Raw genomic sequence first — 26,582 nt, 5'->3', positions numbered from 1 at the left:
TCCTTGCTTTTGTTGTTATGAACATTCTAACAGGAAATCATGATGGATTCACCAGACACGCCCTAAATAATATTAATCATTTACAACATCATTGTCCATTCCCTGTCAAAATGTTAAACAAACGTTCCAAAGGCCAGATTCTGCATGCCGCACACACCTCAAATTGATATAATATATGAGATCTCTACAAGTTATTTCAAAAGTCGTTGATGAGCGGAAAAACCTTTTCCCGATGAGCGCCGATGGACAAGTGAAGCGAATGGGAAACGGTTATGGAGCGATCGCCATAGCCATTTCTCCATCCAAAAAATGGTTTTGAAATAGCTTCTAAATATATTTGTTCGGGTTCCATGACCGGATGCGTGAGAAAAGGGTCCAAACCCAATATGATCAAGGGTTTTATTGTTCATTAATATTTTTTGATATAAATTCGGATAAAATTTCTAAAAGGAGGGCAGAAGAGGAAGATGCTGAAAGATAAACTGTCGTTGTTGCCAGACCAACCAGGGTGTTATCTGATGAAAAATCAAGACGGCGAAATCATCTATGTGGGCAAAGCCAAAAGCTTGAAAAATCGGGTTCGCTCTTACTTTACGGGCAGTCACGATGGGAAGACGCAACGTTTGGTCATGGATATTGCTGACATTGAGTACATCGTCACCGGTTCGGCATTGGAAGCCCTAATTTTGGAATGCAACTTGATTAAAAAGCACCGGCCCCGTTATAACGTGATGTTGAAGGATGACAAATCGTATCCTTACATCCGGTTGACAAAGGAAAGGCATCCGCGTTTAGAAGTGACGCGCAAGGTGAAAAAGGACGGCTCCAAGTATTTCGGTCCGTATCCCCATGCTGGCGCCGCCCAGCAGGCCAAAAAACTGTTGGATCGTTTGTTTCCGCTGCGAAAGTGCAAAACGATCCCCAAACGGGTCTGTTTGTATTATCATTTGGGACAATGTTTGGCACCGTGTGAATTCGAAGTCAAGGCGGAAGCCTATGATGATATCATGCGCAAGGTGACCCGTTTTCTTAACGGGGGTTATCCGGAATTGAAGCAAGACTTGTGCAAGAAAATGGAAGAAGCGGCGGAGAATCTGGAGTTTGAACGGGCCAGAGAGCTTCGTGACCTGATTCAAGATATCGATGCCGTGATGGAGAAGCAAAATATCGTCCTCAATGACAATGTGGATCGCGATGTCTTCGGTTACGCCGCTGAAAAAGGCTGGATGTGTGTCCAAGTGTTCTACGTGCGCCAAGGCAAACTGATCGAGCGCGATGTCTCCATGTTTCCGCATTTTCATGAACCGGCGGATGATTTTCTGTCTTATGTTGCGCAGTTTTATCATGAGGCTCCCACCCTGCCCAAAGAGGTGGATTTGCCGCAAGAGGTGGAACTGGAACTGGTTGAAAAGTTGCTGCCCGATGTGCGGGTGGCGATTCCGCAACGGGGGATGAAAAAGAATTTGGTGCAGATGGCGATGGAAAACGCCAAAATCGCCCTGCACGAACGATTCCAGTTGATGGAGAAAGATGAAGAAAAGACGTTTCAAGCCCTTGGCCAATTGGGAAATGCACTCAGGATCGGTTTGCCGCGACGGATTGAGGCGTTTGACAACTCCAATATCCAAGGGGTGGACCCCGTATCGGCCATGGTGTGCTTCATCGACGGGAAACCGGAGAAAAAGGAGTACCGCAAATACAAAATTCGCTCTGTGAATTCCCCCAATGATGTGGAGACGATGCGGGAAGTAATTCGCCGCCGTTATACGCGCGTTTTGAAGGAAAACTTGCCGCTGCCCGACTTGATCTTGGTCGACGGGGGTAAGGCCCAGATGCAAGCGGCGCTGGATGTGTTGGAAAATGAACTGGGCCTTTATGTTCCGGTTGGCGGAATGGTAAAGGATGAGAAGCACCGCACCTCCCGGCTGCTCTCGGGCGACCCGCCGCAAGAAACGGATATCAAACAGGGAAGTCAGGCTTTTTATCTCATCCAACGCATACAAGAAGAGGTGCACCGCTTTGCGATCACATTCCACCGCCAAACGCGCGGCAAGCATCTGACCGCGTCCGAGTTGGATGAGATTCCAGGTGTGGGCCCCAAGCGGAAACAACAGTTGTTTCGCCATTTTGGGTCTCTTGAAAAGATGCGCAAAGCCAGCTTGGAAGAATACCGCAAAGCCGGTATCGGCGATAAATTGGCCCGAACGATTCTAGAGGTGTTGGGTGAAGGGACATCGGTAGAGTCATAGGCCCGCCCGGTCGACATGTTCGGGGTGGGCTTTCTAATTATTTTTTCCCAAATATACAATTTTTGGTCTTCTGTTTCTTGATATAATGTTTATACAATGAAAATGCAGGAGGTCATTATGACGACACAAGAAAAACAACTCCTTAAAATGGAAAATACCGAACCCATAGAATTTTTGCGGTTATATACAGGAGGCCAACCAATTTCAAAGCAATTGGTCCAACTGGTGTATGAACTTAAGAAGAATTATGCTTTTTCCAATGGTGTGGTTAACGCCTTGTTTGAGCATTGTTTAGTGGAAAATAATTACAAGATTGTTCGTACATATGTATTGCAGTTAGCGGACGAATTGGATGAAGCGGGAGTGCGAAACGCGCAGGAGGTGTTTCGGTATTTGAGGGAGAGACAATATCAAAAGCAACCACAAATACACACCGCGGCGGTGGACCCGGATGTTAATATGGAATATGTCGAAACCAATATCGCGCTCATCGCCAAGCAATTGCATGAGCTTCGCAAGGATGTCAACACAAAGTTCAGACAGATGAATCAACAGCTGGAGCAGATTGAGCGCCGGCTGGCCCAGGTGGTCGATTCCTTAAAATAAATATTGGTATGTTTTATCATGTTAATTTGGAATATTTATAATATATTGGTCTGCGAACTGATTGCTTGACGCCTCCTAAATAGAGGTGTCTTTTTTGTGGTTCATTTTGGAAAATAGAGTGGAAACGTTGGGGTAAACCGTGTAGAATCGGCTTAACAGAGATGGATTTGTAATTTTGAATGTGATTGATATCATGATAACAAGGTTGAAATTTAAAACAAAAGGGGAATTAGATTGAAACGGGTAAAAAGGGCGCCTGGAAGGCCAAGACGCACAGATTTAGAAGGAAATATGGATACGGAACAAAAAATATTATGCGAAGCAGCGGGATTATTTCTAAAAAGTGGCTATGCCGCTGTTTCAATTAGCATGATCACCGATGCGGTCGGCATAACCAAACCTACCTTATATCATTATTTTCCTGACAAGGAGACGTTATTTGCGGCTGTGATGTGCAAAAAGCTGGAGTTCGCCGGGATGCATATCCAACGGGGCATTGCCGAAGGGGGAACAGTAAGGCGCCGGCTGACTTGTTTGGCGAAGGGATTTTTCCATTATGCGTCGATGTCCATGCAACCCCTCATGCGTGACGTTGACGAACAGTTGCGTCCAGAGCTGGTCGAGCGTGTGTATCAAACGATGCATCGCGCCATCGTGAAACCCTTGCAAAAGTTGTTGCAAGAGGGAATGGAGCAAGGCGAATTGGTGCCGCAAGCGGATCAAATCCCGATACTGGTCGATTTGTGGTTGGGGATGTTGGACACGTTGGCGAAACATTGCCGTAAGGGCGTGACGGAAGAGGAAATCGGCCAATTGGCGGAAATGGTTGTCGCCGTGTTTATGGACGGGATTGCTAAAGGGAAGCGTTAGGACAGGGAGAGGAGTGAGCCAGATGATAGCTGCAGAGAAAAATGAGCGACTCACCCCTATCGTTCATGCGATGGTTACTTATGTGTTACGGCGCCATTTTGCGCGCATGTATGTCAGATGTTCCGAGCGCATCAATGTGTCTACCCCCACGCTTTATTTGGTGAATCACAGCCACTGGTGGGATCCGCTCTTTGTGTTGTGGTTGAACCATGTTTATTTGCGTCAAGATGCGTATGTCATGTTGCAAGAGAAAGCGCGGCCTTTTTTTCCATTTTTAAAAGAACAAGGGCTTTTCACCGTTGATCCTGATCATTACCAAGAGTGGCAGGCGGCGCTGGAAGTGGGAAGCGAACTGTTGTCTGCCCGTTTTCGTTCTTTGTGGGTTTTGGGGCAAGGGGAAGTTGTCCATCAAGACGCGCGCCCCGTCCGCTTTATGCCGGGAATGGGTTCGTTGCTTGAAAAATGCGAACAGGTGCAAGTTGTTCCGGTGGCGATTTATACTTCCTTTACCCAAAAGCGGCCTGATGTCTATCTGCATCTGATGGACCCCCTTTTGCCGGACACCTTTGTCAAAGGGCACCGTCGGCAATGGATTGCCGCTTGCGAAAAGGAGCTTGCCCTTGAATTGGACGCCTTGCGTGAGCGAGTGATCGCCAACCGACTTTCGGAATATGAGTTGGCATGGAATGGATATCCATCGCTGCAACAAAACTGGATCAAGCTGCGAGAGCAACTCAGACAAGTGTACGAGTGGTGGCAACGACGAAAGAAAGGGCGATCACAGCGATGAAAAAAGGAATCATCATCGGTGGGGGCATAGCGGGCCTGGTCACGGCGATCAAATTGTCCACGATGGACTTCAAAGTGACCTTGTTTGAAAAAGAAGATTTTGTTGGTGGGACATGTCGCTCACTCACACTGGAGGGAGGATATCAATTTGATTTGGAACCGGCCCCAATGGTGATGCCATGGATTTTTGAACGGATTTTTAGGGAAGCCGGATCTTTTCTTGACCCCGAGTTGCGGTTTATTCCGCTGCCCGTCAATAGCCGGCACTTTTTCTATAATAAATCGATTCTCGATCTGACGGCGGATGGCGATGCGATGGCGGAGCAACTCACCGCCGTTTCGCCGGAAAACCGAACGGGTTTTTTGGACTACCTGTATGCGGTTCAAATGATCTATGAGTGGGTGGAAGAAGTCCTGTTGGAACAACCAACCGCTTCTTGGACTGATCTGATCGGCTTGGAATCAGTGAAATCGACGCTAAAGATGAAGCTGTTGCAGCCGTTGGACACCTTTCATCGGCGTTTTTTCGATGATGCGCGCTTGCTTGCGATGATGAATCGTTACGCGACCTATGTCGGTTCTTCCCCATACAAGGCCCCGGCGGTGGTGGCGATGTTCGCTTACCTTGAATTGGTGCAGGGTGTTTCTTACGTCGAAGGCGGGAATGAGCGGATCATTGAGTCCTTGGTTCGATTGGCCCAATTGCTGGGAGTGGAGATGATCACGGGATGTGCCGTCGAGCAAATCCTGCTTTCTGAACGGCAAGTGACTGGGGTGGAGGCAGGCGGGCAAAAATGGGAGGCGGATATCGTGGTTTCCTGTATCGACCCGGCCCAAACGAAAGCCTCTTTATTGTCCGATGGCCGCCGCCAACCTGATTTGCGCAAACAAAGTTGTTCGCAAATCGTCGGATTCCTCGGTTGCAAAGAAACCTACCCCATTTTGCAATATCACAATTATTTTTATCCCCGGGAGATTGAGCGGCATTACATTGATTTGTTCGAGCAACGGACATGGCCGAATCAGCCTCTTATTTATGTGGGGTACTCAGGGTTGTATGAGCCGGAGCGTGCCGGTTCGGGCAGCAATTTGTGCGTTTCTGTCCAAGTTCCGGCCAATCGGGAGCTGAAACCGGGTCAGATCGATCAATATCGCGAGCAACTCTTGTATTTGTTGGAACGTGTCTGGGGCTTGCAGGGGTTGAGCGAACAGATTGAAGTGGAGAAATGGTTGGGGCCACTTGAGTTGCAGGAGATGACGGGTGCTTATGGCGGAGCGTTGAATGGCCGGGCTTTTCATGGGCTTCGAACCGCCGTGCGCCAACCGCTCAAAGATCGCAAGCGGCAAGGGTTATATTATGCGGGGGCGGGTACATATCCGGGGGGCGACCAAGCGATGGCGGCCATCAGCGGGCTGCATGTCGCCCATCTGATCAAGCGAGAGGAAGAGAAGAAAGAAAGAAAGCTCACTCCAAAGGGGTGAGCTTTCGCTTATTTATCTTCTTTTTTCTCTTTGTTTTCTTCTTTGCCGGATACCGCATCGCGAAACATTTTTAACGTTTGTCCGGTCGCGCGCCCCAATTCAGGCAGCTTTTTGGGTCCGAAAAGCAATAAAGCGACAACCAAAATGACGATGAGTCCTGGTAAACCGATGCCAGCCATAATTTCACGCTCCAACAGGCAGGTATTGCCTGAGATATTCTTTAGCCATTATATCTCTTCATGAGAAAGATGCCAAGTAAAGCTTTTTTTGCTTTATAATCAAGTTAGAATGAAGAAGAGGAGAGGAATGCTGTGGACTTAATTCACATGTTCGCTTCATTGGCTGAAAAAATCAACCAAGACCCTGCCGGGATTGCCCAATTGGATGATGTGTATCAATTGGAGCTGACCAGCGGGACTTACCAAGTGCGTTTAAGTGAAGGCAAAGCGGAGTGGACAGAGGAAAGCAAGTGGGAGCCCACTTGCACGCTGGTGATCAAAGATGAGGTCCTAGTGAAGCTCGTGACCGGGAAGTTGGGGGCAACGACCGCCCTGATGATGGGCAAATTGAAAGTGAAAGGCTCGGTTGAGGCCGCCCTTCGCTTGCAAAAAGTGTTAAAACATTACGCCGCTTAAATGAACAAGCCTGATACCTCGGGATGGAGGTCAGGCTTGTTTGGCTGTGATCCACTCCACATGATGCGCTTCCGTAAGTGTGGGCACTTCCAATTTCCGCACCAATTTCCGGATCACCGCCTCAGGCACCTCGTGTTTGCGCTTCCGGTTGCGGGAGAGCAAGAGATCGAGTGGCGCATCCATATACACGATCGTAATGCGCGCGCCATAGGCGGCGAACAGATCGATGAGCGGATCGCGCAAATGGCGGGTGAGATTGGTTGCGTTCCAGATGAATGATTGCCTTTGCCGCAACAGGACTTTGGCTTGCTCCTTGGCGATTTGGATCACCTCCCCTTGGTTGGCGGTGGGGGAAATGCCGTGTTCGCGCCGGATTTGGTCAAGGGAAATGACCGGGAGATCGGGATGGGTTTGGCTGATCCACGTATCTTTTCCCGCTCCGGGCAAACCGGACATCAGGATCACTTCACACCGGGTATCGTCATACAATACGTCAGTCGCTTGGAGATGGGCGTTCCGAAAATAACGGAAGCGTATGCGCATTGGCAAAGGGCAGGGGTTGGGTGTAGCATTTCAATTCGGTGGCATATTGGCGAAAGATTTCGATGCGTTCCAACAACTCCGGTTGATCTGGACAGATTCGTCCGCGCACATCCGCTTCCGCGAGCAAGGCGACCCAATCGAGGCGAATGTGCCAACTGGCGGTGATCACCGCTCTCTCGGGATCGGGTTTCTCAAAAAACCATAAAGGTAAGCCATGGTAACGGACAAGCTGCACCAGATTTTCCCTGGTATGGATTGGGAGGGAAAACATTTTCTCCCGTATCATCTGTGCGCCCACTTTGGCGTGGTGGGGAGCGTGAAAGCGGCCATCTTCGCCCATTTGTGTACAGGGTTCCTTGCCGATATCATGGAAGAGGGCGGCCATGAATAGCAGGGATTGCTCTTCATGAGGCAGAATTTGCCAAGCGGGAAGCTGACTGAGTTCATCCACCACCATCCAGGTGTGGGTGAGCACATCCCCTTCCCCATGATACTCCGGATCTTGCGGGACTTGGCTGAGAGCTTGCAACCAAGGGAATTCATGCAGAATGTGCCGGCGGTTGCCCGATGCGTTTCCATCAATCAAAATAAGCTCACCCCTTTCCGCAATTGATTGGGGATGAGGGGTCGGTTCATCCAGTGCGACTCGGAGTCGATGATCGTTTGCAAAAAACCGGAACGTACCCATTTGTAACGGTTTTTCACGCGGCCATGTTCTTCTACCTTAATATATAACCCTTCCATCAATCCGGAGTGATCGGTCTCCCTTATAGCCAGCTCAGGCTGAAGCTTGAGTTGGGTGGCCAGGTGTCTCAGTTTCTCCAAATGGTCGACCGCAATAAAGGGCGAGGAGCCAATCCAATCCGCCAGTGGTTTTTTTCGCGGGGCGATGCCTTCATACAGCACCCTTACCGAAACGACAAAGGGCGCTCGAGCCAGGAATTCACGCCGTCTGGCGGTGGATAGAAAAATGCCGGCTTGTTTGTCATAGATGTCGAATTCCAAAAAATAATGGGGCAAATCCGTATAAAAGACAGTGTGTTTGGCGTACATCCATTCACCGTACATGATGTAACGATCTTGCAACAAATCCCACAGTTCGTGGGCATAACGGTGGGCCCAGCTTTTGAGCAAGGCAAATTGCTGCTCCCGTGGGCCTCCCGTCAAGTAATGGCCACGGCTTTGCAGTAGCAAGGTGCCGTCCCGGCCGAAGCTGATGCCGGCATTGGCCCCGTCCATTTTCTCTTCGATGACAATCGGTTGTCCGATCAACTCTTGATAGGAGGCGACGGTTAAATCCTCATCGCCAGGCTGTAGCCCTGAGCCAGACAAATGTCGCGTGCGCGGGTACTTGATCATGGGTTCCATATAGGGTTCACCTTTTACTTTTTAATCATTTTTTATATTAATAATAAATAATATATCGTTAAAAGTCATGAAAAAAAGAGTGTTTTTTCACCTTGCCAATTTGGTTGTGCTATGTTAATATCAAAAAAATTAATACTATATCAGAATTCTCGCCACTCTTTGTGGAGTAGAGGTGCGGATTTCATGAGTACTTGTTTGGAGGACGGGCCGTTGAAGAACAAGGAAAGGGAAAGGCCGCCGAAGTTTGCTGGAAGACCCGACAGAAGGCAGGCTGGGACTGCGTCCGAACAGGAGCAGGACTGTCACAGAAGCGATTTTTTGCTTTTGTGAAGCGCTAATCCGCAGTAGATGAGCGAGCTGGAGCGTGACGACAAAGGCGACAGCGAGCGATTCTCTGCTGTGGTCTTTCTGTTTATTTACAGGCTTTTCTAGCTAGCCATGTAGAATTGAGAGGAGAGTAGCCATGAGCATCGTGGTGCAAAAGTTTGGTGGTACCTCGGTAGGGAGCATTGAGCGGATTCAGGCTGTAGCAGAGATCATAGCTCATACCTATGCCCAAGGAAAGCAATGTGTTGCTGTCGTGTCAGCGATGGGAAAGTCTACGGATCATTTGGTTGGGATGGCCAAAGAGATTTGTCCACACCCTTCTCCGCGTGAAATGGATATGCTGTTAACGACAGGAGAGCAGGTAAGTATCGCCTTGTTGTCCATGGCCTTGCATCAGAAAGGGCTGAAAGCGCGCTCGCTCACTGGTTGGCAAGCGGGAATTGAAACGAATCATGTCCATGGGCGGGCCATGGTCAATGACGTGAAAACGGAGACGATCATGAACGCGTTGGAGCAAGGGGAAGTCGTGGTTGTCGCCGGATTTCAAGGGATTTCACCAGATAAAGAGATTACGACGCTGGGGCGGGGCGGATCAGACACAACGGCGGTCGTGCTGGCTTCTGCCTTAAAAGCCGATTATTGCGAGATTTATACAGATGTGACGGGGGTTTATACCGCTGATCCACGTGTCATTCCTTTGGCGCAAAAGATGGACGAGATTTCATACGAAGAGATGTTGGAATTGGCTCATCTGGGAGCGGGTGTGCTCCATCCGCGCTCTGTGGAAGCCGCTTTGCAAAATAAGGTACAATTAATGGTGCGCTCTAGCTTTGTCGATGAGCCCGGCACCTGGGTTAAGGAGGAAAATGCGATGGAAACCTCACACAATGTCAGAGGGATTGCACATGACTTGCAGGTAGCGCGAATTAAGGTGTTGGGATTGCCAAATCATGAAAACACCCTAACCAAATTATTCGGATTATTGGCGGAGGCGCATATCAATGTGGATATCATCGTTCAGAGTGAACATGATCATGAGCGGGTCGATGTAGCCTTTAGCGTAAATGAAGAAGAAGGTCTTGAAGCGCGCCAAGTGCTGGAAGCGGCACAAGCGGAACTCGGCTTTGCCAAAATTTTATATGAAGCGGGCTTGGCCAAGGTGTCCGCAGTTGGGGTTGGCATGATGACACGCCCAGGTGTGGCCGCCAAGATGTTTGCCACCTTAAGTGAAGCGGGCATTCGGGTGAAAATGGTTTCCACCTCGGAGATTAAAATCTCCTGCGTGGTAGAGCGTGAACTGGCCCTGGAAGGGGCACGCCGGTTGCACACGGCTTTTGGTTTGGATCAAGTGGAAGTGAAAGTATAAATAAAGAAAAGGTGATCCCGTGTTATGCGGGGTCACCTTTTCTTTATTTTCAAGACAATAAACAGAGGGCAATAAAATTATTTGTTGACCGAAAATAATAATTTGAGTGATGATAAAATTAATTGAAAAATATGTTGCTTACAAGGATATATTTAGGAGGGGTTGCTATTTGGCCAGATATGTGATGACCCGTTTGATCCAGATGGTTCTCACCCTCTGGGTGATTGCGACGGTCACATTCATGATGATGAAAGCGATTCCGGGAGATCCGTTCAGCAATGAAAAGAAGCTTCCTGAAGAAGTGCTGAAAAATTTGTACGCTTACTATCAACTGGATGATCCGCTTCCCATTCAGTATATCAACTATATGAAAAACTTGGTGTTGTTTGATCTGGGGCCATCATTCAAATACGAATCCCGCACGATTAATGAGATTGTTTCCGAAGGGTTTCCGGTCTCCGCGCAGTTAGGGGCGCAAGCGTTGTTGCTGGCGGTCGCGGTCGGCTTAACCTTGGGCGTCATGGCGGCGCTCAGGAGAAACCAATGGCTTGATTATTTCTCGATGTTGATCGCGGTGTTGGGCATTTCCGTTCCCAGCTTCGTGTTGGCCCCTTTGCTGCAAAAGTATTTGGGAGTCGAGTGGGCGCTCTTGCCCGTGGCCACGTGGGAAGGGTTTGCTTCCACCGTGATGCCCACGATTGCGCTCGCTGCGTTTCCGCTGGCCAGTGTGACCCGGCTGATGAGGTCGGGCATGGTGGAAGTATTGACGCAAGACTATGTCCGCACGGCCAGAGCAAAGGGCCTGCCGCCTTCTTTGGTGATTGTGCGGCACACCGTCCGCAACGCGATTTTGCCTGTGGTTACGGTGTTGGGCCCGCTGACGGTCGGGGTGTTGACCGGCAGTTTCGTGATTGAGAGCATCTTCTCCATCCCGGGGATTGGCAAGTATTTTGTGGAGAGCATCTCCAATCGCGATTATCCCTTAATCATGGGAATCACGCTGTTTTATTCCTCCCTGTTGATTGCGGTCAATTTCTTGGTCGATTTGGCTTATGGTTGGATTGATCCCCGCATCCAGTTGATTAAAGGGGGCAAATGAGATGGAACCAGCGATGAATCCGCGTTTTCAACCCGTGGTGCGTTCGGAGAGGGCGATGGAGCAGATCCGGCGCCCCCATTTGTCGTATTGGCGGGACAGCTGGCGTCGGTTGAGGCAAAATGTCTTGGCGATGTTGGGTCTCATTTTTATTGTCATGATTGCCATACTCTCGATTTTTGGGCCCATGTTGTCCGAGTATGAATACAATGAACAAAATTTGCAAACGGGGCGCAATTTGGCACCGTCTGCCGAGCACTGGTTTGGCACGGATGATTTGGGCCGGGATGTGTTTGTGCGGGTCTGCGAAGGGGGGCGCATCTCGCTCACGATCGGTTTGGCGGCGGCCTTGATCGATCTGATCATCGGCGTGATTTATGGCGGCATCGCCGGATATCGCGGTGGACGCACAGGTGAAGTGATGATGCGGATTGTTGATGTGCTTTGGGGCCTCCCGTACCTCTTGACGGTCATCTTGTTGCTGGTGATTTTGCCGCCGGGCATGGGCACGATTATTATCGCGCTCACGGTGACGGGTTGGTTAAACATGGCACGGCTCGTGCGGGGACAGGTGCTTCAGCTGAAAGAACAGGAGTATGTGCTGGCAGCCCAAACGCTTGGTGCGACGACGGCCCGTTTGCTGTTCAAACATCTCATTCCCAATGCGATGGGCCCCATCATTATCATGTTAACGTTGACGGTGCCGAGCGCCATCTTTGCGGAATCGTTTTTAAGTTTCTTGGGGTTGGGTGTGCAAGCGCCTGTGGCGAGCTGGGGCACCATGATAAACGATTCGCTGGTGACGGTCTTGTCCGGAGAGTGGTGGCGCCTCTTTTTCCCTGCGTTGTTCTTGTGTTTAACCATGTTAGCCTTTAACGCGTTTGGTGACGGTTTGCGCGACGCGCTTGATCCAAAGCTACGGAAATAGGGAGGAGTGGGAAAAAGATGGAGAAGTTACTCGATGTGAAAGCGTTGCATGTCTCGTTTCAGGTGGGCAAAGGTGAGGTGAAAGCGGTGCGGGGCGTCACCTTTTCGCTGGAACGGGGAGAAACCTTGGCGATTGTGGGGGAGTCAGGTAGCGGAAAGAGTGTGACCGCCTTGGCATTGATGCGGCTCCTTCCATTTCCCGGAAAGATTAAAAGCGGGGAGATTCGCTATAACGGGAAAGATTTGACGCCAGTTAGTGAGAAAGAGATGTTTCACATTCGTGGGTCGGAAATTGGCATGATCTTTCAGGATCCCATGACTTCACTCAATCCGACGATGGCGATCGGGAAGCAAATCACGGAAGGCCTTCGCTGGCATCAGAAGATCGGGGAAACGGAAGCGAAAGCGCGCGCCATCGAGATGCTCAATCGGGTCGGCATTCCGCATCCCGAGAAGCGGTTGGATCAATATCCGCATGAGTTTAGCGGGGGGATGAGACAACGGGTGATGATCGCGATGGCCCTGGCGATGAGTCCAAAGGTTCTGATTGCGGATGAGCCCACGACGGCGTTGGATGTCACCATCCAAGCGCAGATTCTTGAGTTGATGAAAGAATTGCAACAGGAGATGGGCACTTCCATTATTCTCATCACGCACGATTTGGGCGTGGTGGCCGAAACGGCGGACCGGGTCAGTGTGATGTATGGCGGACAAGTCGTGGAAACAGGAACTGTAACCGAATTGTTCCATGATGCGCATCATCCGTATACATGGGGCTTATTGCAATCGATGCCGCGTTTGGATCAATCCCGTGACCAAGAGTTGCGGCCGATCCCGGGTTCGCCGCCGGATTTGTACGAGCCGCCGCAAGGGTGTCCCTTCGCCGACCGTTGCCCTTATGCGATGAATGCGTGTTATGAAGAGATGCCCCCGCTCACGCGGCTATCTGATACCCATCTGGTGGCGTGTTGGTTGGAAGATCCCGAGGCGCCGCCCGTGATGATCCATCGGTCGTCCGCTTCTTGAATGACGGGTTGAGTCGGATTCCCCTTCTTCGGAAGGGGGATCTTTTTATGAATCCGCTTGTGTTTTTCATCGCGCCTATTTTACATTTTTCGCGGAGTTAAACCGCCGGAGTGGGCGAGTTAAGCGTTTTCTGGGCCGTTTAGATAAAGAGTGGCGATGTCACATTCCTTGACGCCTCCGACTAGATGGGAGTAAAATAAATAGCGAGTTGAAACCCCTTTCTCAACTTGATGTCAGCGGTCTGAGAGAGTGATGAAACTCTACGACTCTACTGCGACTATGTCCAAGATTGGAGGCAAATGATGAGCAGAGAACGCAGTTTCTTCAACCGTCGGTTACACTCGTTGCTGGGCGTGATACCGGTGGGCTTTTTTTTGGTAGAACATTTACTGTCCAACTATGCTGCCACCGAAGGGGCACAAGCGTTTGTTGAACAAGTGGAATGGCTATGGGGGATTCCGTTCATCACTGTTCTGGAAATCTTTTTTATATTTTTGCCGCTCCTTTACCATGGCGTGTATGGCCTGTATATCGCATTGCAAGCCAAGAACAACGTTGGCAACTTCGGTACTTTCCGCAACTGGATGTTCATGCTGCAACGGATCACAGGCGTCATCACCCTTGTCTATGTCGTGTGGCATGTATGGGAGACCCGTGTTCAAGTAGCGCTCTATGACATGACGGCTCCTCAGCTTGCGAACTTGACTTATGAGATTCTGCAAAATCCTGTCAACCTCGTGTTGTATATGATCGGATTGATAGCGGCTGTCTTCCACTTTTCCAATGGTATGTGGACGTTCCTCATAACATGGGGTGTGACGGTGGGGCCACGTGCGCAACGCGTATCCACCTATGTTTGGGCAGCTGTGTTTGTATTTGTGTCTTATCTTGGTATTTCATCGCTGTTAGCCTTTGCGCAACCAGATTTTATCCATCAATTGGCACAGCATTAGAAGGGAGCACTTCTCATGAATGAAAAACTGATCGTTGTCGGTGGCGGACTGGCTGGCTTGATGGCAACGCTCAAGGCGGCTGAGGCAGGAGCCCACGTCCAACTGTTCTCCATTGTACCAGTGAAACGCTCTCACTCTGTATGTGCACAGGGCGGTATCAATGGTGCGGTAAATACCAAAGGTGAAGGGGACTCTCCATGGGAGCACTTTGATGACACCATCTACGGCGGAGATTTCCTCGCAAACCAACCTCCAGTCAAAGCGATGTGTGAAGCGGCTCCTGGGATCATTTACCTGATGGACCGCATGGGTGTACCGTTTAATCGTACACCTGAAGGATTGATTGACTTCCGCCGTTTCGGTGGCACGAAGCATCACCGCACCGCTTATGCGGGTGCCACGACAGGGCAACAGCTCCTCTATGCGTTGGATGAGCAAGTTCGCCGCTATGAATCGGAAGGAAAAGTATCCAAATATGAAAACTGGGAGTTCTTGCGCATTGTCCAAGACGATGAAGGGCGCTGCCGCGGAATCGTTGCCCAAAACTTGCGTAGCGGTGAAATCGTCGCGTTCCCTGCGGATGCGGTGATCTTGGCGACAGGTGGCCCCGGCATCATCTTCGGCAAATCGACCAACTCCATGATCAATACGGGAACAGCGGCTGCGGCGGTGTACCAACAAGGGGTATATTACGCGAACGGTGAGTTTATCCAGGTGCATCCTACCGCGATTCCCGGGGATGATAAACTTCGTTTGATGTCTGAGTCGGCCCGTGGTGAAGGGGGTCGCGTATGGACATACAAAGACGGCAAACCATGGTATTTCCTCGAAGAAATGTACCCAGCGTATGGGAACCTGGTACCACGTGATATCGCGACACGCGCCATCTTCAAAGTGTGTGTGGACGATAAACTGGGCATCAACGGGGAGAACATGGTTTATCTTGATTTGTCCCACAAAGATCCGAAAGAGTTGGATATCAAATTGGGCGGTATCATAGAAATCTATGAGAAGTTCATGGGTGAAGACCCACGCAAAGTCCCCATGAAAATCTTCCCAGCCGTTCACTATTCCATGGGCGGCCTATGGGTAGATTACGACCAAATGACCAACATTCCAGGATTATTCGCGGCGGGTGAGTGTGAATACCAGTACCACGGCGCGAACCGTCTGGGGGCCAACTCCCTCTTGTCTTGCATCTTCGGCGGCATGGTGGCTGGACCGAAAGCGATTGAGTATGTGCGTGGTTTGGACAAACATGTCGATTCGTTCAGCTCGGAACTGTTCGATGCACAGCGCAAGACGGAAGAAGAAAAGTACGAGAGCATTCTGAAGATGGACGGAAACGAAAATGCTTATTTGTTGCATAAAGAGCTGGGTGAATGGATGACGGATAACGTGACCGTGGTTCGCCACAACGATCGCCTGAAGAAAACGGACGAGAAGATCCAAGAGTTGATGGAGCGTTATCAGAACATCAATATGATCGATACCAGCAAATGGAGCAACCAAGCCGCACCGTTTACCCGCCATCTGTGGAACATGCTGCAGCTGGCGCGTGTCATCACGCTTGGCGCTTACAACCGCAACGAAAGCCGTGGGGCGCATTATAAACCGGAATTCCCGGACCGCAATGACGAAGACTGGTTGAAAACAACCAAAGCGAAATTCACCCCAGAGGGTCCTGAGTTTGAATACGAGCCGGTGGACATTTCTCTGATTAAGCCTCGTCCGCGCCGTTATGATGTGGATAAGGGAGGGAACAAAAGCTAATGAGCGAGCAACAATATGTACAGCTGATCGTGACGCGTCAGGATGGTCCCAACAGTCAACCGTATAAGGAAGAGTTTAAAATCCCTTATCGCAAAAACATGAACGTCATCTCCGCGATGATGGAAATCCAGCGCAATCCGGTGAATGCGAAAGGGGAAAAAGTCGCACCGGTCCAGTGGGAATCGAACTGCCTTGAAGAAGTGTGCGGTGCTTGCTCCATGGTGATCAACGGGAAGCCACGCCAAGCTTGTACGGCTCTTGTTGACCGATTGGAACAACCTATCCGCATTGAACCGATGAGCACGTTCCCTGTCGTCCGTGACTTGGTGGTTGATCGCAGCCGCATGTTTAATGCCTTGAAGCGGGTTAAAGCTTGGATTCCAATTGATGGCACCCACGATTTGGGACCGGGTCCACGCCTCGCTGAAAAAGACCGCCAATGGCGTTATGAACTGTCCAAATGCATGACATGTGGCGTATGTCTGGAAGCGTGCCCCAACGTAAACGCCAAGTCCAACTTTGTCGGTCCGTTCGTGGTGGGACAAGTGCAATTGTTTAACTCCCATCCAACCGGAGCGATGAATAAAGAAGAGCGCCTGGAAGCTCTCTTGGATGACGGCGGTCTGCAAGAGTGCGGGAACTCGCAAAACTGTGTGCAAGCTTGTCCAAAAGGGATTCCGCTTACGACGGCGATCGCCAAGAGCAACCGTGACGCGACGACCCACATGTTTAAAAAATGGCTTTCCATCTAATCGCAAACTGCCGGCTTTTAACAAGCCGGCAGTTTTTTGTGTTGCGTCATGGGGAAAAACCGGCATTGATTGTGCCGATGAATGTAGAGCCCCAAAAAAACAGAACCAACGGTAAGTTGGTTCTGTGATGGAAAAAAGATTATTTTTGCGAAGAGGCGGAGGTGAAGAACTCGCCAATCGCGCTGAACAGATCGCCAAGCCATTCAAAGACGGTATCAAAAAAGCCTTGGGTTACTTCTGCGTTCAAAATGTTTTTGATATCTCCACGCAGGCTCTCAAACTGTTGGGAGAGTTGATCCCAATCGATGTTCAACGTGCTGAAGTGCTGGGAGAATTGGGTTAATTGGTTAATGGTTTGCTCACTTAAGTTAATATTGAAATCATTGGATACGTTGATGATGATATCTCTGTATTCTTCAGCTGTTTGCGGTTTTTCTTGCGCTACTTCTTGCTTCACGGCATTGATGAATTGCACGGCCTTGTTGGAATCTCCCAGTTCTTTGGCCAGCTCTTGTGTGCGCACGATCTCTTCGTTCGCCACTTGTTTGGTGTTTTCATCGATTTTTTTGCCCGTCGCCGCTTCAAACGCTTTGATAATTCCGGTCAAGCCGGCTGTGCCGGATACCTGGATCGGCGCGGTTACATAGATGTCCGCATCCTTGATGCCCGCGGTAATCGCCGCATTGGCATACATGCTATCGGTGATCGTGGTAATATTGTTGGTTTTGACCGAAATGCCCTTCCCGGAATCGGTCAGTACGATTTTGGCGGAAGAAAGAGCATGTCGACCGATAACATCCGCCTTCAAGTATTTGCCCAAGTACTGATATTCTTCTTGGTTGGTCACTTCGATAACCTTTACTTGATTTTCCACAACGCCCATCTCTTTTAAGATGGCGTCGCGTTGGGTTCCGGTCAGGTCTTTACCCAACGTCACAACGGTTTCCCCAGCGATGGCATCAGCGGATGCGCCCGTTGGCAGGGCCAATACAACTGCCGAAAGCATGGCTAGAGCAATAAGGCTAAATTTTTTCAAACGTTTCATTAGAAATGAAACCCCCTTATAAAAGAGAAAAGGTTCGTCTCCGGCGATGGAAGGAAGTGCCGGAGATCGAAAGTCCATATCAAATTTTATTGTATCGTGTATCGCCTTATCTGTGAACAGTAAAAAAGTAGGTAAATTACCAATCCTGAGTTTCGAATGGATCAGATTAAAGACCGTGAAGGCTTGAAAGAGAGAAGATTCGTAGCGTGAATGAAGGTTTTTTGATTTGGAAACGGATTTGATTTATGCATTATTTACATAATGGATGATTGATCGCTTGGCTGATGCGACATATACGGGAAGCATGCGAATGAAGGTGCCGCATCTGTGCCCATGTCATGGTTTATCTTTGGTCTTCTGAGCATGAGTGTGATCAACACGCTTCGTCTGGTTTCCGAGGGGCTTTCAGAGGTGGTTATGCAAGTGTCTTGCCTGCACATGACTATGGCTATGGCTATGGCCGGATTAGGGCTCCATGTCGATGGAACCGGCTTGAAGCCGAAGGGATTCCCCTTGTTGACGGGCCTTGGCCATGCATATGGCAAAACCCTAACATCCCTCGCCAGCGGGAAGGATGTTAGGGTTGTTCGTTTACCTGAAGACGGGTTCTTTCAATTCGGCCAGTTTGTCAAGGGAAGTTTTCTCCACATCCGCGTGCAAGCTGTTGCCATGGGCATCCATTGTGACAATGGCGGCAAAATCTTTGACTTGCAAATGCCACATCGCTTCCGGAATGCCAAATTCCATAAAGTCGACCCCTTCCACGCCGGTAATGCACTCAGCATAATACTGGGCTGCGCCGCCGATCGCGTTGAGGTAGACGGCACCATGTTCTTTTAGCGCGGCCAATGTCTTTTGTCCCATGCCACCTTTACCAATCACGGCACGGATGCCAAACTTTTTGATGATGTCGCCTTGATACGGTTCCTCGCGAATGCTGGTTGTCGGGCCCGCCGCTTTCACATTCCAATTGCCGTCTTGGTCTTTGAGCATGACCGGCCCGCAGTGATAAATGACCCCGCCGTTCAGGTCAACGGGTGCATCATGATCCATCAGATGTTTGTGCAATGCGTCCCGTCCGGTGTGAATCAGTCCATTGAGCACGACGATGTCACCGACTTTCAAGTCGCGGATCTGTTCTTCCGTAATCGGCGTGGTGAGCACCACTTGGCGTCCGCCCGTCATTTCGGTGTTTTCGGCAGTGACCGTCGCCTCCTGCTCAGCTTCGGTTGCCTTTTCAGTATAGAGCCAATCTTGGATGGTTCCGGTAACTGGATCAATGGTGACGCCTTGGCGACGGAAGGCCCAACAGTTGTAAGCAACGGAGACATAGAAACTGGCTGGGATGCGGTGCATTACGCCGATTTTGCAACCCAATAAGGTCGCGTTGCCGCCAAATCCCATGGTTCCGATGCTTAACGTATTGGCTTTCTCCATAATATATTCTTCTAAGCGAGCCAAGTCCGGATTTGGATTGGTATCGGTTACAGAACGGAACAGCTGTTTTTTCGCCAGTTCGTATCCGGTCGTGCGGTCACCTCCGATGCCGACCCCGATAAATCCTGCGCTGCATCCTTGGCCCTGCGCTTGGTATACGGCATGGAGGATGCACTTGCGGATTCCGTCCAAGTCGCGGCCAGCCCGACCCAATCCTTCCAATTCACAAGGTAAGCTGTATTGGATGTTTTTATTTTCGCAGCCGCCGCCTTTGAGGATCAAGCGCACTTCGATGTGATCCCGTTCCCATTGCTCGTAATGGATTACGGGAACACCTTCACCCAGGTTATCGCCGCTGTTTTCCCCAGTGAGCGAATCGACGGAGTTGGGTCGCAATTTGCCTAACTTGGTCGCTTCGGCTACAGCTTCGCGAATCTGCTTGGACATCTTGATTTGGTTGGCCCCTACAGGCACCTTGATTTTAAACGTCAGCATCCCGGTATCTTGACAGATCGGGGATACATTTTCTTCGGCCATTTTGATGTTGTTGGTGATGGTGCTGAGCGCCAGCGCCGAGCGTGTTCCGGCATCTTCCTGAGCGCTGGCTCGCTGGATGGCTTGGCGAACATCGGGCGGCAAATTCGTCGATGTTTCGGTAATCAACTTCAAGATCGAGTCTTTGAAAGATTGCATTGGTAACCCCTCTTTTATCCCTCGTGGTTATTTGATACATTCTTATTCTATTATAACGGGTGTTGCCATTTTTCTCATCTGATCCCCATGCTGAAATGTTCCGACAAAGGGGCCGTGAAAAAACCTGCCTCCTGTTAGGGGTGAGACAGGTTCAAATCGATTATGACAATGGATTTCGCTGAGCATTTTTGATAAATAATTCTTCGTTTTCGATAATCCCACAAATCCCGCATTGCACTCGGTATTCAGCCCCGCGGTAGTGAAAGTGAAAGGGATCCTTTTCCGACACCCGCTCCGTGATATACCCGGAGTGGACATCTTTTTTCACGGCAAAGGGGATTTGCTCAATGATGTTAAACCGGCTGCGGTTGGTGCCGCAAGCGGGGCAAAGATAGGGAAATGACATGGTAGACACCTCCAACGTATACTTTGCCCCAATCCGCTTACAACCATTCTTCCGCCCAGCTTTGGATCGAATCGAGCACTGGAGCGAGCGCTTTCCCCTTTTCTGTCAGGGCGTATTCGATTCGTACCGGTGTCTCCGGATAAACGGTCCGTTCGACAATCCCATGAGCCTCCAATTCCTTCAGCCGCTCGGCCAACATCCGTTCACTCATTAAAGGGATTTGTTCTCTTATATCACGAAAGCGACTGGTTTGTTCCATCAACACACGAATAATCAGTCCTGTCCACTTTTTGGCTAAAATTTCGATTGCCGACTCAAATTTAGGGCAGATGCAACGATCCATTTGTTTCACCTCTCTTCATATCTTAACAAATCTTGTGGAGGCTTGGCATCTGTCTATGACATCATTTCCGATTTTTCGGATCATATCAGACGGTCGGGGGAAGGGAAGAGCATGGAATGAAAAGGGATATCCATGCTCGGTGTGTCTGGCAAATCAAGTTGACCAATGGGAGGAGGCGGAAAACCCTTTTCCGATGAGCGCCGAAGGACAAGTGAAGCGAATGGGAAAACGGTTTTGGAGCCGCCGACATATTAGACACGCCCTAGTTATTGTTGATTGTATCATTTTCTTCGCTCGATTGGGGATAGGGATTTGGCTCAAATCGTTGTTTAAGACGGTGAAAGTGTTCACGAATCTGCGCTTTTGTCCAGCCCTGTTGCTGGTAATCCAACAAATAATCCAAGAGCAGGGGAGACCAAGAGAGTTGCATGACGGCTTGGGTAAAGGCATGGGCGCCGATTTCCCTTGTTCGCAAAATGCTTTTCCGTTGTTTCAGCGGGCCCACCTGCTTAATCACCACCTTGGGCAGATCGGCATCCGTCCGACCGCACCGCGTTTCTTCCAGATGGTGAAACCACTCGTGAATCAGATGGAGCAGGATGATTTCTTCATCGGCCACTGCTTTGTCCATCATGTTGAAAAAATGGGTGATTTGCTGGAGTGAATTCCGATAGATTTCGATGGTTTTCGTTTTTTTGTTGTATTGCGCCCGAATCGTGGGATCGAGCGGGTGCTTATCCCGAAAGCGAACGCAAACCCCTTCTTTCAATAATAAGTTAAGCAGTTTTTGCAATGAATATAGGCGGCCATGGGTGGTCGCCACCTTTTTCCCTTTGGCCATCGCCTGCTCTACATATTGCGGGAGTGCGGCAGCGGGGATGTGTTGGTAGTATTCGTCTTGTTCCAATTCGAGACTGTACAGCGTGTGTGCGTCGAGAGAGGGCCAATGTCGGTGCAAATCGATGTGAGTTAACGATTTTCGATGGGCTTTACCCGCATTTGTCTTCACGCTTGTTCCCCTTTTCGACATGTTTATCACACTTCTATGTCGAACAGGGCTTGGCTCATTCCACTTTCGGCCAGAGTAACTCCGAGCGGAAATGAGAGAGGCTTAGGAGTCTCCTTTCGGATTGCGTGAGGCGTGCATTAATTCCAGCAACCAACTTTTAAGGTTGATCACGCGCGGATAAGCGGGTTGTGAATCCGTTCCACCGATGATCATCGGTACGAGTGAATCGAGATGATGAAGCGAACCATGGGATGCCCCGACATGGGTGGGAGAGGCTTCGCTGATCATTTCATAACCGGGCGACACTGTCACGACAATCACCCGCTCTGATGTATCCATCACGCCGGCTAACCGCGCCATCACATCAGGGAAAATACCGTATTGGATTTGATTGCGTTCATTTACGGTCAAATCGAGGATGGCGAGATCACCGACCAAGTGCCATGTCTGATCATATTCATCGACAAAAGCTCCCCCCGCCTTATAACTAAATTTACCCTCGGTCTGCCCGCTGACGCAGGAGATCAGACCTTCCTCATTCCAAGCGATGATGTCCAATTTGGGCTCTTGTTTGAGGACGGAGATCACCTCTTTCAGGTCGAGCTGTTCGTCTTGCACATAGATATAAGCCATGCGTTCATTGCAACAGATGACCAGTTGATCTTTCGGGCGGGGCTTTTTCTGTCTGATGGGCATGATGCGATACTCTTTTAACCGCTTGCGCAGATCGATATAAGCTTCTTTGCGATTGGGAATGATGGGGGCTTGCCCACTGTCACCCATGACAATCAGGGTCACATGGTCCAAAGCCTCATCCCAGCTGGGAAACATGTTCAACAGCTCGCGTAACTCTTCATCCGCCTTGATGATTCCCTTGATTTCCGATGTCCCTTTCTGATGGACATATTCATCATTCCTTGGAAAGTAGACGATCGTAAATGGGGGAAGCTGACCAGATTGCAACAAATAGGCAAGCTCATTGCGTGAAAAGGTATCATGGAAGCCGAACCGATGGAGCGGCCCTGTTGGCCGGCTGTTGTGATGGATTTTCGACAGAGCGCCAAAAGAAAAAAAGCGGGGAGCCATCGTGGCGATGGTCCGGGGCATGATCCCCGTGAGCGCGCCAAGCCAGGGCGCAGTCAGCTTATGCTCGTGGCGTCCCCGATAAACCATCGGGTTAATGGATGCGGTCGGACCATCATATTCCTCATGGATCGTTTTCACTTCTCGGCTGAGGCACGTTTGGTTTAAGTGTTGCAAGCTGTCTTTCAACACGGTGCGAACACCAAACTTCAACGACTCCATTAAACTTGTCCCGAAGTTGACCATCCGTTGTTCTTGCCGATCCATATAGACCAGGCCAAAAATGTGATGCTGATTGGGATAAGTCCCAGTCAACAGCGTCGCATCAATGCAGACCGACATGGTGGGAAAGCCAGTCACCACCCGGGGATGGTATTGCCCCTGTTCCTTGAGAAACTGGAGAGCGGGCGCTTTGCCCAGTTGAATGGCTTCGCGCAAGGGGGCGTCCATCAAGGAATCAATTATCAATAAAATGACGGGCTTCACTGGAGCGGCAGCAAGCGCATCCTGATCGGCCACCGTTTCCTGCTTCCGGGAACTCTGCCGGTTAATATAGAGAAAAAAAGCGAAAAACAAAATCACAAGCAAAAGGAGAATGCTTATCCACATCATTTGATCTCAACCTCAATATACTAGATTCAGCTTTTAATGTACCTTAAGAGCAGGTTTTTTATGCCGAATGGAAAGGGTAAATCTTGATCAAAAGAGAAAATGGAAGAGTAGAGGTTGTTACATAGAAAGGAAGGATCATTATGCACCCATTGCCGAAAGTGCCAGCATCTGAAGTGTGCGAGCGGATCACCCGCTTCCAAGCGAAATTAACGGAAAATCAGATAGATGGGGCCATCATTACCCAAAACGTTGACCTATACTATCTGACCGGGACGATGCAAAATGGCCTGCTCTACGTGCCACAGTCAGGAGAGCCGCGTTTTTATGTCAAGAAAAGCGTCACCCGGGCGGAATTTGAAGCTTCGGTCCCTGTGGAAGAAATGGGCCGCATGAAACAGTTGGGAGAACGGTTGCGGGAGACCTTCGGAGAGGTAAAGCGGATCGGCATCGAAATGGATGTGCTGCCCTATGGTTTGGCCACACGGTATCTCCGTTTTTTCCCCGGCGCAGAAGTAGTGGATGTCGCTTTCCCGCTCCGCCTGTTGCGTGCGGTAAAATCGGAGTATGAACTGAAACAGCTGCGGCTGGCCGCGGCGCACGTGAATCAGATCATCACCATGTTGCCGCAGTATATCCGCACCGGCGTGAGTGAAGTGGAATTATCCGCGCAAATCGAGCATGCCTTGCGCTTGAAAGGAAATATCGGAATCTATCGCATGCGCGGCTATAACCAAGAACTCTGTTTGGGCATGGTCGCCTCTGGCGCCGCAGCCGCTACGCCCACGTATTTCGACGGACCGGCGGGAGGTTTGGGTATGTCCACGGCCAGTCCACAGGGAGCTAGCCGCAAAACATTCGCTCCTGGTGAACCGATTCTCGTCGATATCAGCACAGTGGTAGAAGGGTACATCATCGACCAGACACGCATGGCCGTAATTGGGGAATTGGATGAGGAGCTGACCCGCGCATACGAAGTGACCACCGCGATCATCAAGGAAGCCGAGCGCATGGGCAAACCGGGAGTGGCTTGGCAAGACCTATACCTCCGGGCCTTGGAGATGGCCGAAGCAGCCGGACTTCAGAACCACTTCATGGGCTTTGGCAAAGACCAGGCCAAATTTCTCGGCCATGGTGTCGGTCTGGAATTTGATGAACTGCCTGTCTTGGCGCGAGGCTTTGAACAACCCTTGGAGAAAAACATGGTCATCGCCATCGAACCCAAATTCACCTTCCCGGGCCGGGGGGTGGTTGGCATCGAAAACACCTATGTCGTTACCGAGACGGGATTGAAATCAATCACCATAGCCCCAGAAGAGATTGTGCGGATTCCCGAATAAGGAGAAAATGAATGAGAGACGACCCAACCCTCGCCAAGGGCTGGGTCGTTTGCATAGATAGCCGCAGTATCCTCATCGAAAAAGAGCCGTTGCATCGTGTGCCATTTAAAGGAAGAATGACGGGCGGGAACAGGAACCTCCCCCACCCCAGCGGCATAAGATAGGGAGAAAAGCAGAGCAGAGGAAAGAGATACCAAGAAAAACCGCCTAATTTCGTGATAAGCGCTCACCACGCAATCTCCCTGCTCATAGTATAACTTGACTGGTCCCTGACCCTTGAAATTCCAGTGCTTGAGCAAGGAAGGGTGTCAACATTTGAGTAACCAAAAAGGCAAACCCTTATTGACCAATCGGGAGAGGGAAGTATTTGAGCTGTTAGTCCAAGACAAAACAACTAAAGAGATTGCCCAACAACTCTTCATCAGTGAGAAAACCGTCCGTAACCATATCAGCAACGTGATGCAAAAGTTGAACGTCAAGGGCCGTTCCCAAGCGGTCGTTGAGTTGGTGCGCCTGGGCGAACTAAAGATATAATCCTTGCATACCCCTGCCTTGTTTGTTGGAGAGACGGTGGGGGTGTTTTTGTTGCCAATTGTTCGCATCCTATATGTTACATACTTTTTACTTCAACGAAATTTCGAAAATTAAAACAAGGGAAATATTTAATAAATCACTTCTATTAATTAAAATGAAAATAGAGGTGATGAGTTTGAAGAAATCGGTTGTGCGCTGTTTTTTAGGAATGGCGCTTATTTTTTTGATGTTTTCATTTATCTTTCCTATGGCGGTGACGGCGGAAGGTTATAAGGCTCCAGATTTTTATGTGCCACCCGATCCGTACAAAGCACCGGATCCATATAAAGCTCCAGAGCCGTATAAGGCACCAGAAATCTACCACGCTCCGGATCCTTATCAAGCACCTGATTTGGACACAGGGGGTGCTAACGGAAAAGGAGACGGTTACAATTCCCCGCCAGGGGAAGACCACCGTCCGTGGTATCAGAAGCTGTGGGACAAAGGGAAAGAAGTTGCCCATGACATTGGAAATGGCTTAAACCATGCTTGGGAATGGGTGAAGGAGAACAAGGAATATGTCATTTCCGGCTTGGTGTTGGCCGCGGGCGTTGCGTGCCTGTTCATCCCGGGACTGCAAGGGGTGGGCGTCTCCATCTTGATTGGTTGGGGTTCCTCCTTCCTCATCAGCCTGGGTTTGAATGGCGGCAAGGTGGACAAGAACACCTTTTTTGAAGCGGCCATCGGGGGAGCCTTGGGCCTGTTCGGGATGGGATTGGCCGGCGGCGTGGCCAAAGGCTTGGGCAACGCATTCGGCCGGAAAATTGTAACCGCTGTGGCCGGTTCAAAACTGTTGGGTTCCGTGATTAAGGGTGGAGGAAAACTGATCAGCAAGTTGCCGGGCCCGCTCAAGCATATGTTCACCAAGGCGGGGTTCATCGGTTCGGTTGAGGGTGTCGGAACGAGCATTGCTGATGATCTGTTGCGCGGGAAAAAGATTGATTGGAAAAAGGCCACGCTCTCCGGTTTGGCTGGGGCGGCCTTGGTGGGAGCAGTTAGCTTTGCAACACCATTTGTGAAACCAATGGTCGATAAAGCAACGGTGTCAATCACACCGGTTTTGGCCAAGACCCCGATCGTCAAGAATGTCTTCAAGAGTTTGGATGATTGTCTTGCGTTCAACCAAACAAGGGGATATTTTGCGTTGGCTCTTATGTCTGTTGAGCCCGGATGTGTTAACACAGAACTTCTAAAGAGTGATTTAGAATCGTTCAGAACTCTTTAGCCCCCTAATGACTTTGGACACTAAGAGTGTAAGTGGATTACACTACTAGTGATGGGG

The 26,582-nt window shown here is 50.0% G+C and carries 26 protein-coding genes, 1 pseudogene and 1 riboswitch; of the genes and pseudogenes, 17 read left to right on the top strand and 10 right to left on the bottom strand.

Going from position 1 to position 26,582, the window contains the following annotated elements:
• Nucleotides 1–467: 467 nt before the first annotated feature.
• From uvrC to ACFQNG_RS10035, 5 genes are all read left to right on the top strand, one after another.
• Nucleotides 468–2,249, top strand: a complete 1,782-nt coding sequence (gene uvrC, locus ACFQNG_RS10055) for an excinuclease ABC subunit UvrC (RefSeq protein WP_379864800.1) — start codon at nt 468–470, stop codon at nt 2,247–2,249.
• A gap of 117 nt (nt 2,250–2,366) precedes the next feature.
• Nucleotides 2,367–2,855, top strand: coding sequence for a DnaD domain protein (locus ACFQNG_RS10050; protein WP_379864799.1), 489 nt, complete (start codon nt 2,367–2,369; stop codon nt 2,853–2,855).
• A gap of 291 nt (nt 2,856–3,146) precedes the next feature.
• Nucleotides 3,147–3,725, top strand: a complete 579-nt coding sequence (locus tag ACFQNG_RS10045) for a TetR/AcrR family transcriptional regulator (protein WP_379864798.1) — start codon at nt 3,147–3,149, stop codon at nt 3,723–3,725.
• Nucleotides 3,726–3,747: 22 nt separating this feature from the next.
• Complete coding sequence (locus tag ACFQNG_RS10040; protein ID WP_379864797.1) at nt 3,748–4,515, top strand: lysophospholipid acyltransferase family protein; 768 nt, start codon at nt 3,748–3,750, stop codon at nt 4,513–4,515.
• The gene (locus ACFQNG_RS10035) at nt 4,479–5,996 is read left to right on the top strand and encodes a phytoene desaturase family protein (protein WP_379864796.1); all 1,518 of its coding nucleotides are present in this window, start codon (nt 4,479–4,481) and stop codon (nt 5,994–5,996) included. The genes ACFQNG_RS10040 and ACFQNG_RS10035 overlap by 37 nt, the downstream gene beginning before the upstream one ends.
• 8 nt (nt 5,997–6,004) lie before the next feature.
• Here ACFQNG_RS10035 and tatA read toward each other — a convergent pair whose 3' ends face one another.
• Nucleotides 6,005–6,175, bottom strand: a complete 171-nt coding sequence (gene tatA / locus ACFQNG_RS10030) for a twin-arginine translocase TatA/TatE family subunit (protein WP_379864795.1) — start codon at nt 6,173–6,175, stop codon at nt 6,005–6,007.
• A gap of 132 nt (nt 6,176–6,307) precedes the next feature.
• Between tatA and ACFQNG_RS10025 the strand changes: the two genes are divergently transcribed.
• Complete coding sequence (locus tag ACFQNG_RS10025; RefSeq protein ID WP_379864793.1) at nt 6,308–6,631, top strand: SCP2 sterol-binding domain-containing protein; 324 nt, start codon at nt 6,308–6,310, stop codon at nt 6,629–6,631.
• 30 nt (nt 6,632–6,661) lie between these two features.
• Here ACFQNG_RS10025 and ACFQNG_RS10020 read toward each other — a convergent pair whose 3' ends face one another.
• Genes ACFQNG_RS10020 through ACFQNG_RS10010 form a run of 3 tightly spaced genes read right to left on the bottom strand, consistent with a single transcriptional unit; the run spans nt 6,662 to nt 8,542 of the window.
• Complete coding sequence (locus ACFQNG_RS10020) at nt 6,662–7,120, bottom strand: AAA family ATPase (protein WP_379864792.1); 459 nt, start codon at nt 7,118–7,120, stop codon at nt 6,662–6,664.
• Nucleotides 7,121–7,124: 4 nt separating this feature from the next.
• Nucleotides 7,125–7,760: an HD domain-containing protein gene (locus ACFQNG_RS10015; protein WP_379864790.1), complete on the bottom strand. Its 636-nt coding sequence runs from the start codon at nt 7,758–7,760 to the stop codon at nt 7,125–7,127.
• Nucleotides 7,757–8,542 carry an RNA ligase family protein gene (locus ACFQNG_RS10010; RefSeq protein WP_379864789.1) on the bottom strand — a complete coding sequence of 262 codons (786 nt, stop codon included), beginning with the start codon at nt 8,540–8,542 and terminating at the stop codon, nt 7,757–7,759. The genes ACFQNG_RS10015 and ACFQNG_RS10010 overlap by 4 nt, the downstream gene beginning before the upstream one ends.
• A gap of 159 nt (nt 8,543–8,701) precedes the next feature.
• A riboswitch (Lysine riboswitch) is annotated at nt 8,702–8,887 on the top strand.
• A gap of 118 nt (nt 8,888–9,005) precedes the next feature.
• On the opposite strand from ACFQNG_RS10010, the gene ACFQNG_RS10005 reads away from it, so the two are divergent.
• From ACFQNG_RS10005 to sdhB, 7 genes are all read left to right on the top strand, one after another.
• The gene (locus ACFQNG_RS10005) at nt 9,006–10,235 is read left to right on the top strand and encodes an aspartate kinase (protein WP_379864788.1); all 1,230 of its coding nucleotides are present in this window, start codon (nt 9,006–9,008) and stop codon (nt 10,233–10,235) included.
• 169 nt (nt 10,236–10,404) lie between these two features.
• Nucleotides 10,405–11,334: an ABC transporter permease gene (locus tag ACFQNG_RS10000; RefSeq protein WP_379864786.1), complete on the top strand. Its 930-nt coding sequence runs from the start codon at nt 10,405–10,407 to the stop codon at nt 11,332–11,334.
• 1 nt (nt 11,335) lies between these two features.
• Nucleotides 11,336–12,259 (top strand): ABC transporter permease, encoded by a 924-nt coding sequence (locus ACFQNG_RS09995; protein ID WP_379864784.1) that lies wholly within the window; start codon nt 11,336–11,338, stop codon nt 12,257–12,259.
• A 17-nt stretch (nt 12,260–12,276) separates the two neighbouring features.
• Nucleotides 12,277–13,284 (top strand): ABC transporter ATP-binding protein, encoded by a 1,008-nt coding sequence (locus ACFQNG_RS09990; RefSeq protein WP_379864782.1) that lies wholly within the window; start codon nt 12,277–12,279, stop codon nt 13,282–13,284.
• Between the two features lie 302 nt (nt 13,285–13,586).
• A complete protein-coding gene (locus tag ACFQNG_RS09985) occupies nt 13,587–14,237 on the top strand; it encodes a succinate dehydrogenase cytochrome b558 subunit (protein WP_379864780.1) in 651 nt (216 codons plus the stop codon).
• Between the two features lie 15 nt (nt 14,238–14,252).
• The gene (sdhA, locus tag ACFQNG_RS09980) at nt 14,253–16,010 is read left to right on the top strand and encodes a succinate dehydrogenase flavoprotein subunit (protein WP_379864779.1); all 1,758 of its coding nucleotides are present in this window, start codon (nt 14,253–14,255) and stop codon (nt 16,008–16,010) included.
• Nucleotides 16,010–16,762, top strand: coding sequence for a succinate dehydrogenase iron-sulfur subunit (gene sdhB / locus ACFQNG_RS09975; RefSeq protein WP_379864778.1), 753 nt, complete (start codon nt 16,010–16,012; stop codon nt 16,760–16,762). The genes sdhA and sdhB overlap by 1 nt, the downstream gene beginning before the upstream one ends.
• A 139-nt stretch (nt 16,763–16,901) precedes the next feature.
• Here the strand turns inward: sdhB and ACFQNG_RS09970 are convergent, their stop codons facing one another.
• Complete coding sequence (locus ACFQNG_RS09970; protein ID WP_379864776.1) at nt 16,902–17,807, bottom strand: DUF1002 domain-containing protein; 906 nt, start codon at nt 17,805–17,807, stop codon at nt 16,902–16,904.
• A gap of 333 nt (nt 17,808–18,140) precedes the next feature.
• Between ACFQNG_RS09970 and ACFQNG_RS09965 the strand changes: the two are divergent.
• Nucleotides 18,141–18,296: pseudogene (locus tag ACFQNG_RS09965) on the top strand (putative sulfate exporter family transporter); the annotation flags it as partial.
• A 102-nt stretch (nt 18,297–18,398) separates the two neighbouring features.
• Here the strand turns inward: ACFQNG_RS09965 and ACFQNG_RS09960 are convergent.
• The 5 genes from ACFQNG_RS09960 to ACFQNG_RS09940 form a co-directional block, all read right to left on the bottom strand.
• Nucleotides 18,399–19,937, bottom strand: coding sequence for a fumarate hydratase (locus ACFQNG_RS09960; RefSeq protein ID WP_379864775.1), 1,539 nt, complete (start codon nt 19,935–19,937; stop codon nt 18,399–18,401).
• Nucleotides 19,938–20,097: 160 nt separating this feature from the next.
• Nucleotides 20,098–20,343, bottom strand: a complete 246-nt coding sequence (locus tag ACFQNG_RS09955; RefSeq protein ID WP_379864774.1) for a DNA alkylation repair protein — start codon at nt 20,341–20,343, stop codon at nt 20,098–20,100.
• Between the two features lie 37 nt (nt 20,344–20,380).
• Nucleotides 20,381–20,686: a winged helix-turn-helix transcriptional regulator gene (locus ACFQNG_RS09950; RefSeq protein WP_379864773.1), complete on the bottom strand. Its 306-nt coding sequence runs from the start codon at nt 20,684–20,686 to the stop codon at nt 20,381–20,383.
• A 262-nt stretch (nt 20,687–20,948) separates the two neighbouring features.
• Nucleotides 20,949–21,695 (bottom strand): hypothetical protein, encoded by a 747-nt coding sequence (locus ACFQNG_RS09945; protein ID WP_379864772.1) that lies wholly within the window; start codon nt 21,693–21,695, stop codon nt 20,949–20,951.
• A 102-nt stretch (nt 21,696–21,797) separates the two neighbouring features.
• Entirely contained in the window at nt 21,798–23,390 is a 1,593-nt protein-coding gene (locus tag ACFQNG_RS09940) for an alkaline phosphatase family protein (RefSeq protein WP_379864771.1), read from the bottom strand.
• A gap of 140 nt (nt 23,391–23,530) precedes the next feature.
• Between ACFQNG_RS09940 and ACFQNG_RS09935 the strand changes: the two genes are divergently transcribed.
• The 3 genes from ACFQNG_RS09935 (at nt 23,531) to ACFQNG_RS09925 (ending at nt 26,525) form a co-directional block, all read left to right on the top strand.
• A complete protein-coding gene (locus ACFQNG_RS09935; protein WP_379864770.1) occupies nt 23,531–24,727 on the top strand; it encodes a M24 family metallopeptidase in 1,197 nt (398 codons plus the stop codon).
• A gap of 315 nt (nt 24,728–25,042) precedes the next feature.
• Nucleotides 25,043–25,261, top strand: a complete 219-nt coding sequence (locus ACFQNG_RS09930) for a helix-turn-helix domain-containing protein (RefSeq protein WP_379864769.1) — start codon at nt 25,043–25,045, stop codon at nt 25,259–25,261.
• Between the two features lie 175 nt (nt 25,262–25,436).
• Nucleotides 25,437–26,525 carry a phage tail tape measure protein gene (locus tag ACFQNG_RS09925; protein ID WP_379864768.1) on the top strand — a complete coding sequence of 363 codons (1,089 nt, stop codon included), beginning with the start codon at nt 25,437–25,439 and terminating at the stop codon, nt 26,523–26,525.
• Nucleotides 26,526–26,582: the final 57 nt, after the last annotated feature.

It is taken from the genome of Laceyella putida (assembly GCF_042665195.1).
In the GTDB taxonomy this organism is placed as follows: Bacteria; Bacillota; Bacilli; order Thermoactinomycetales; family Thermoactinomycetaceae; genus Laceyella; species Laceyella putida.
The sequence above is the reverse complement of the archived record's forward strand: the minus strand, read 5'-3'. Positions and strand labels throughout refer to the sequence as shown.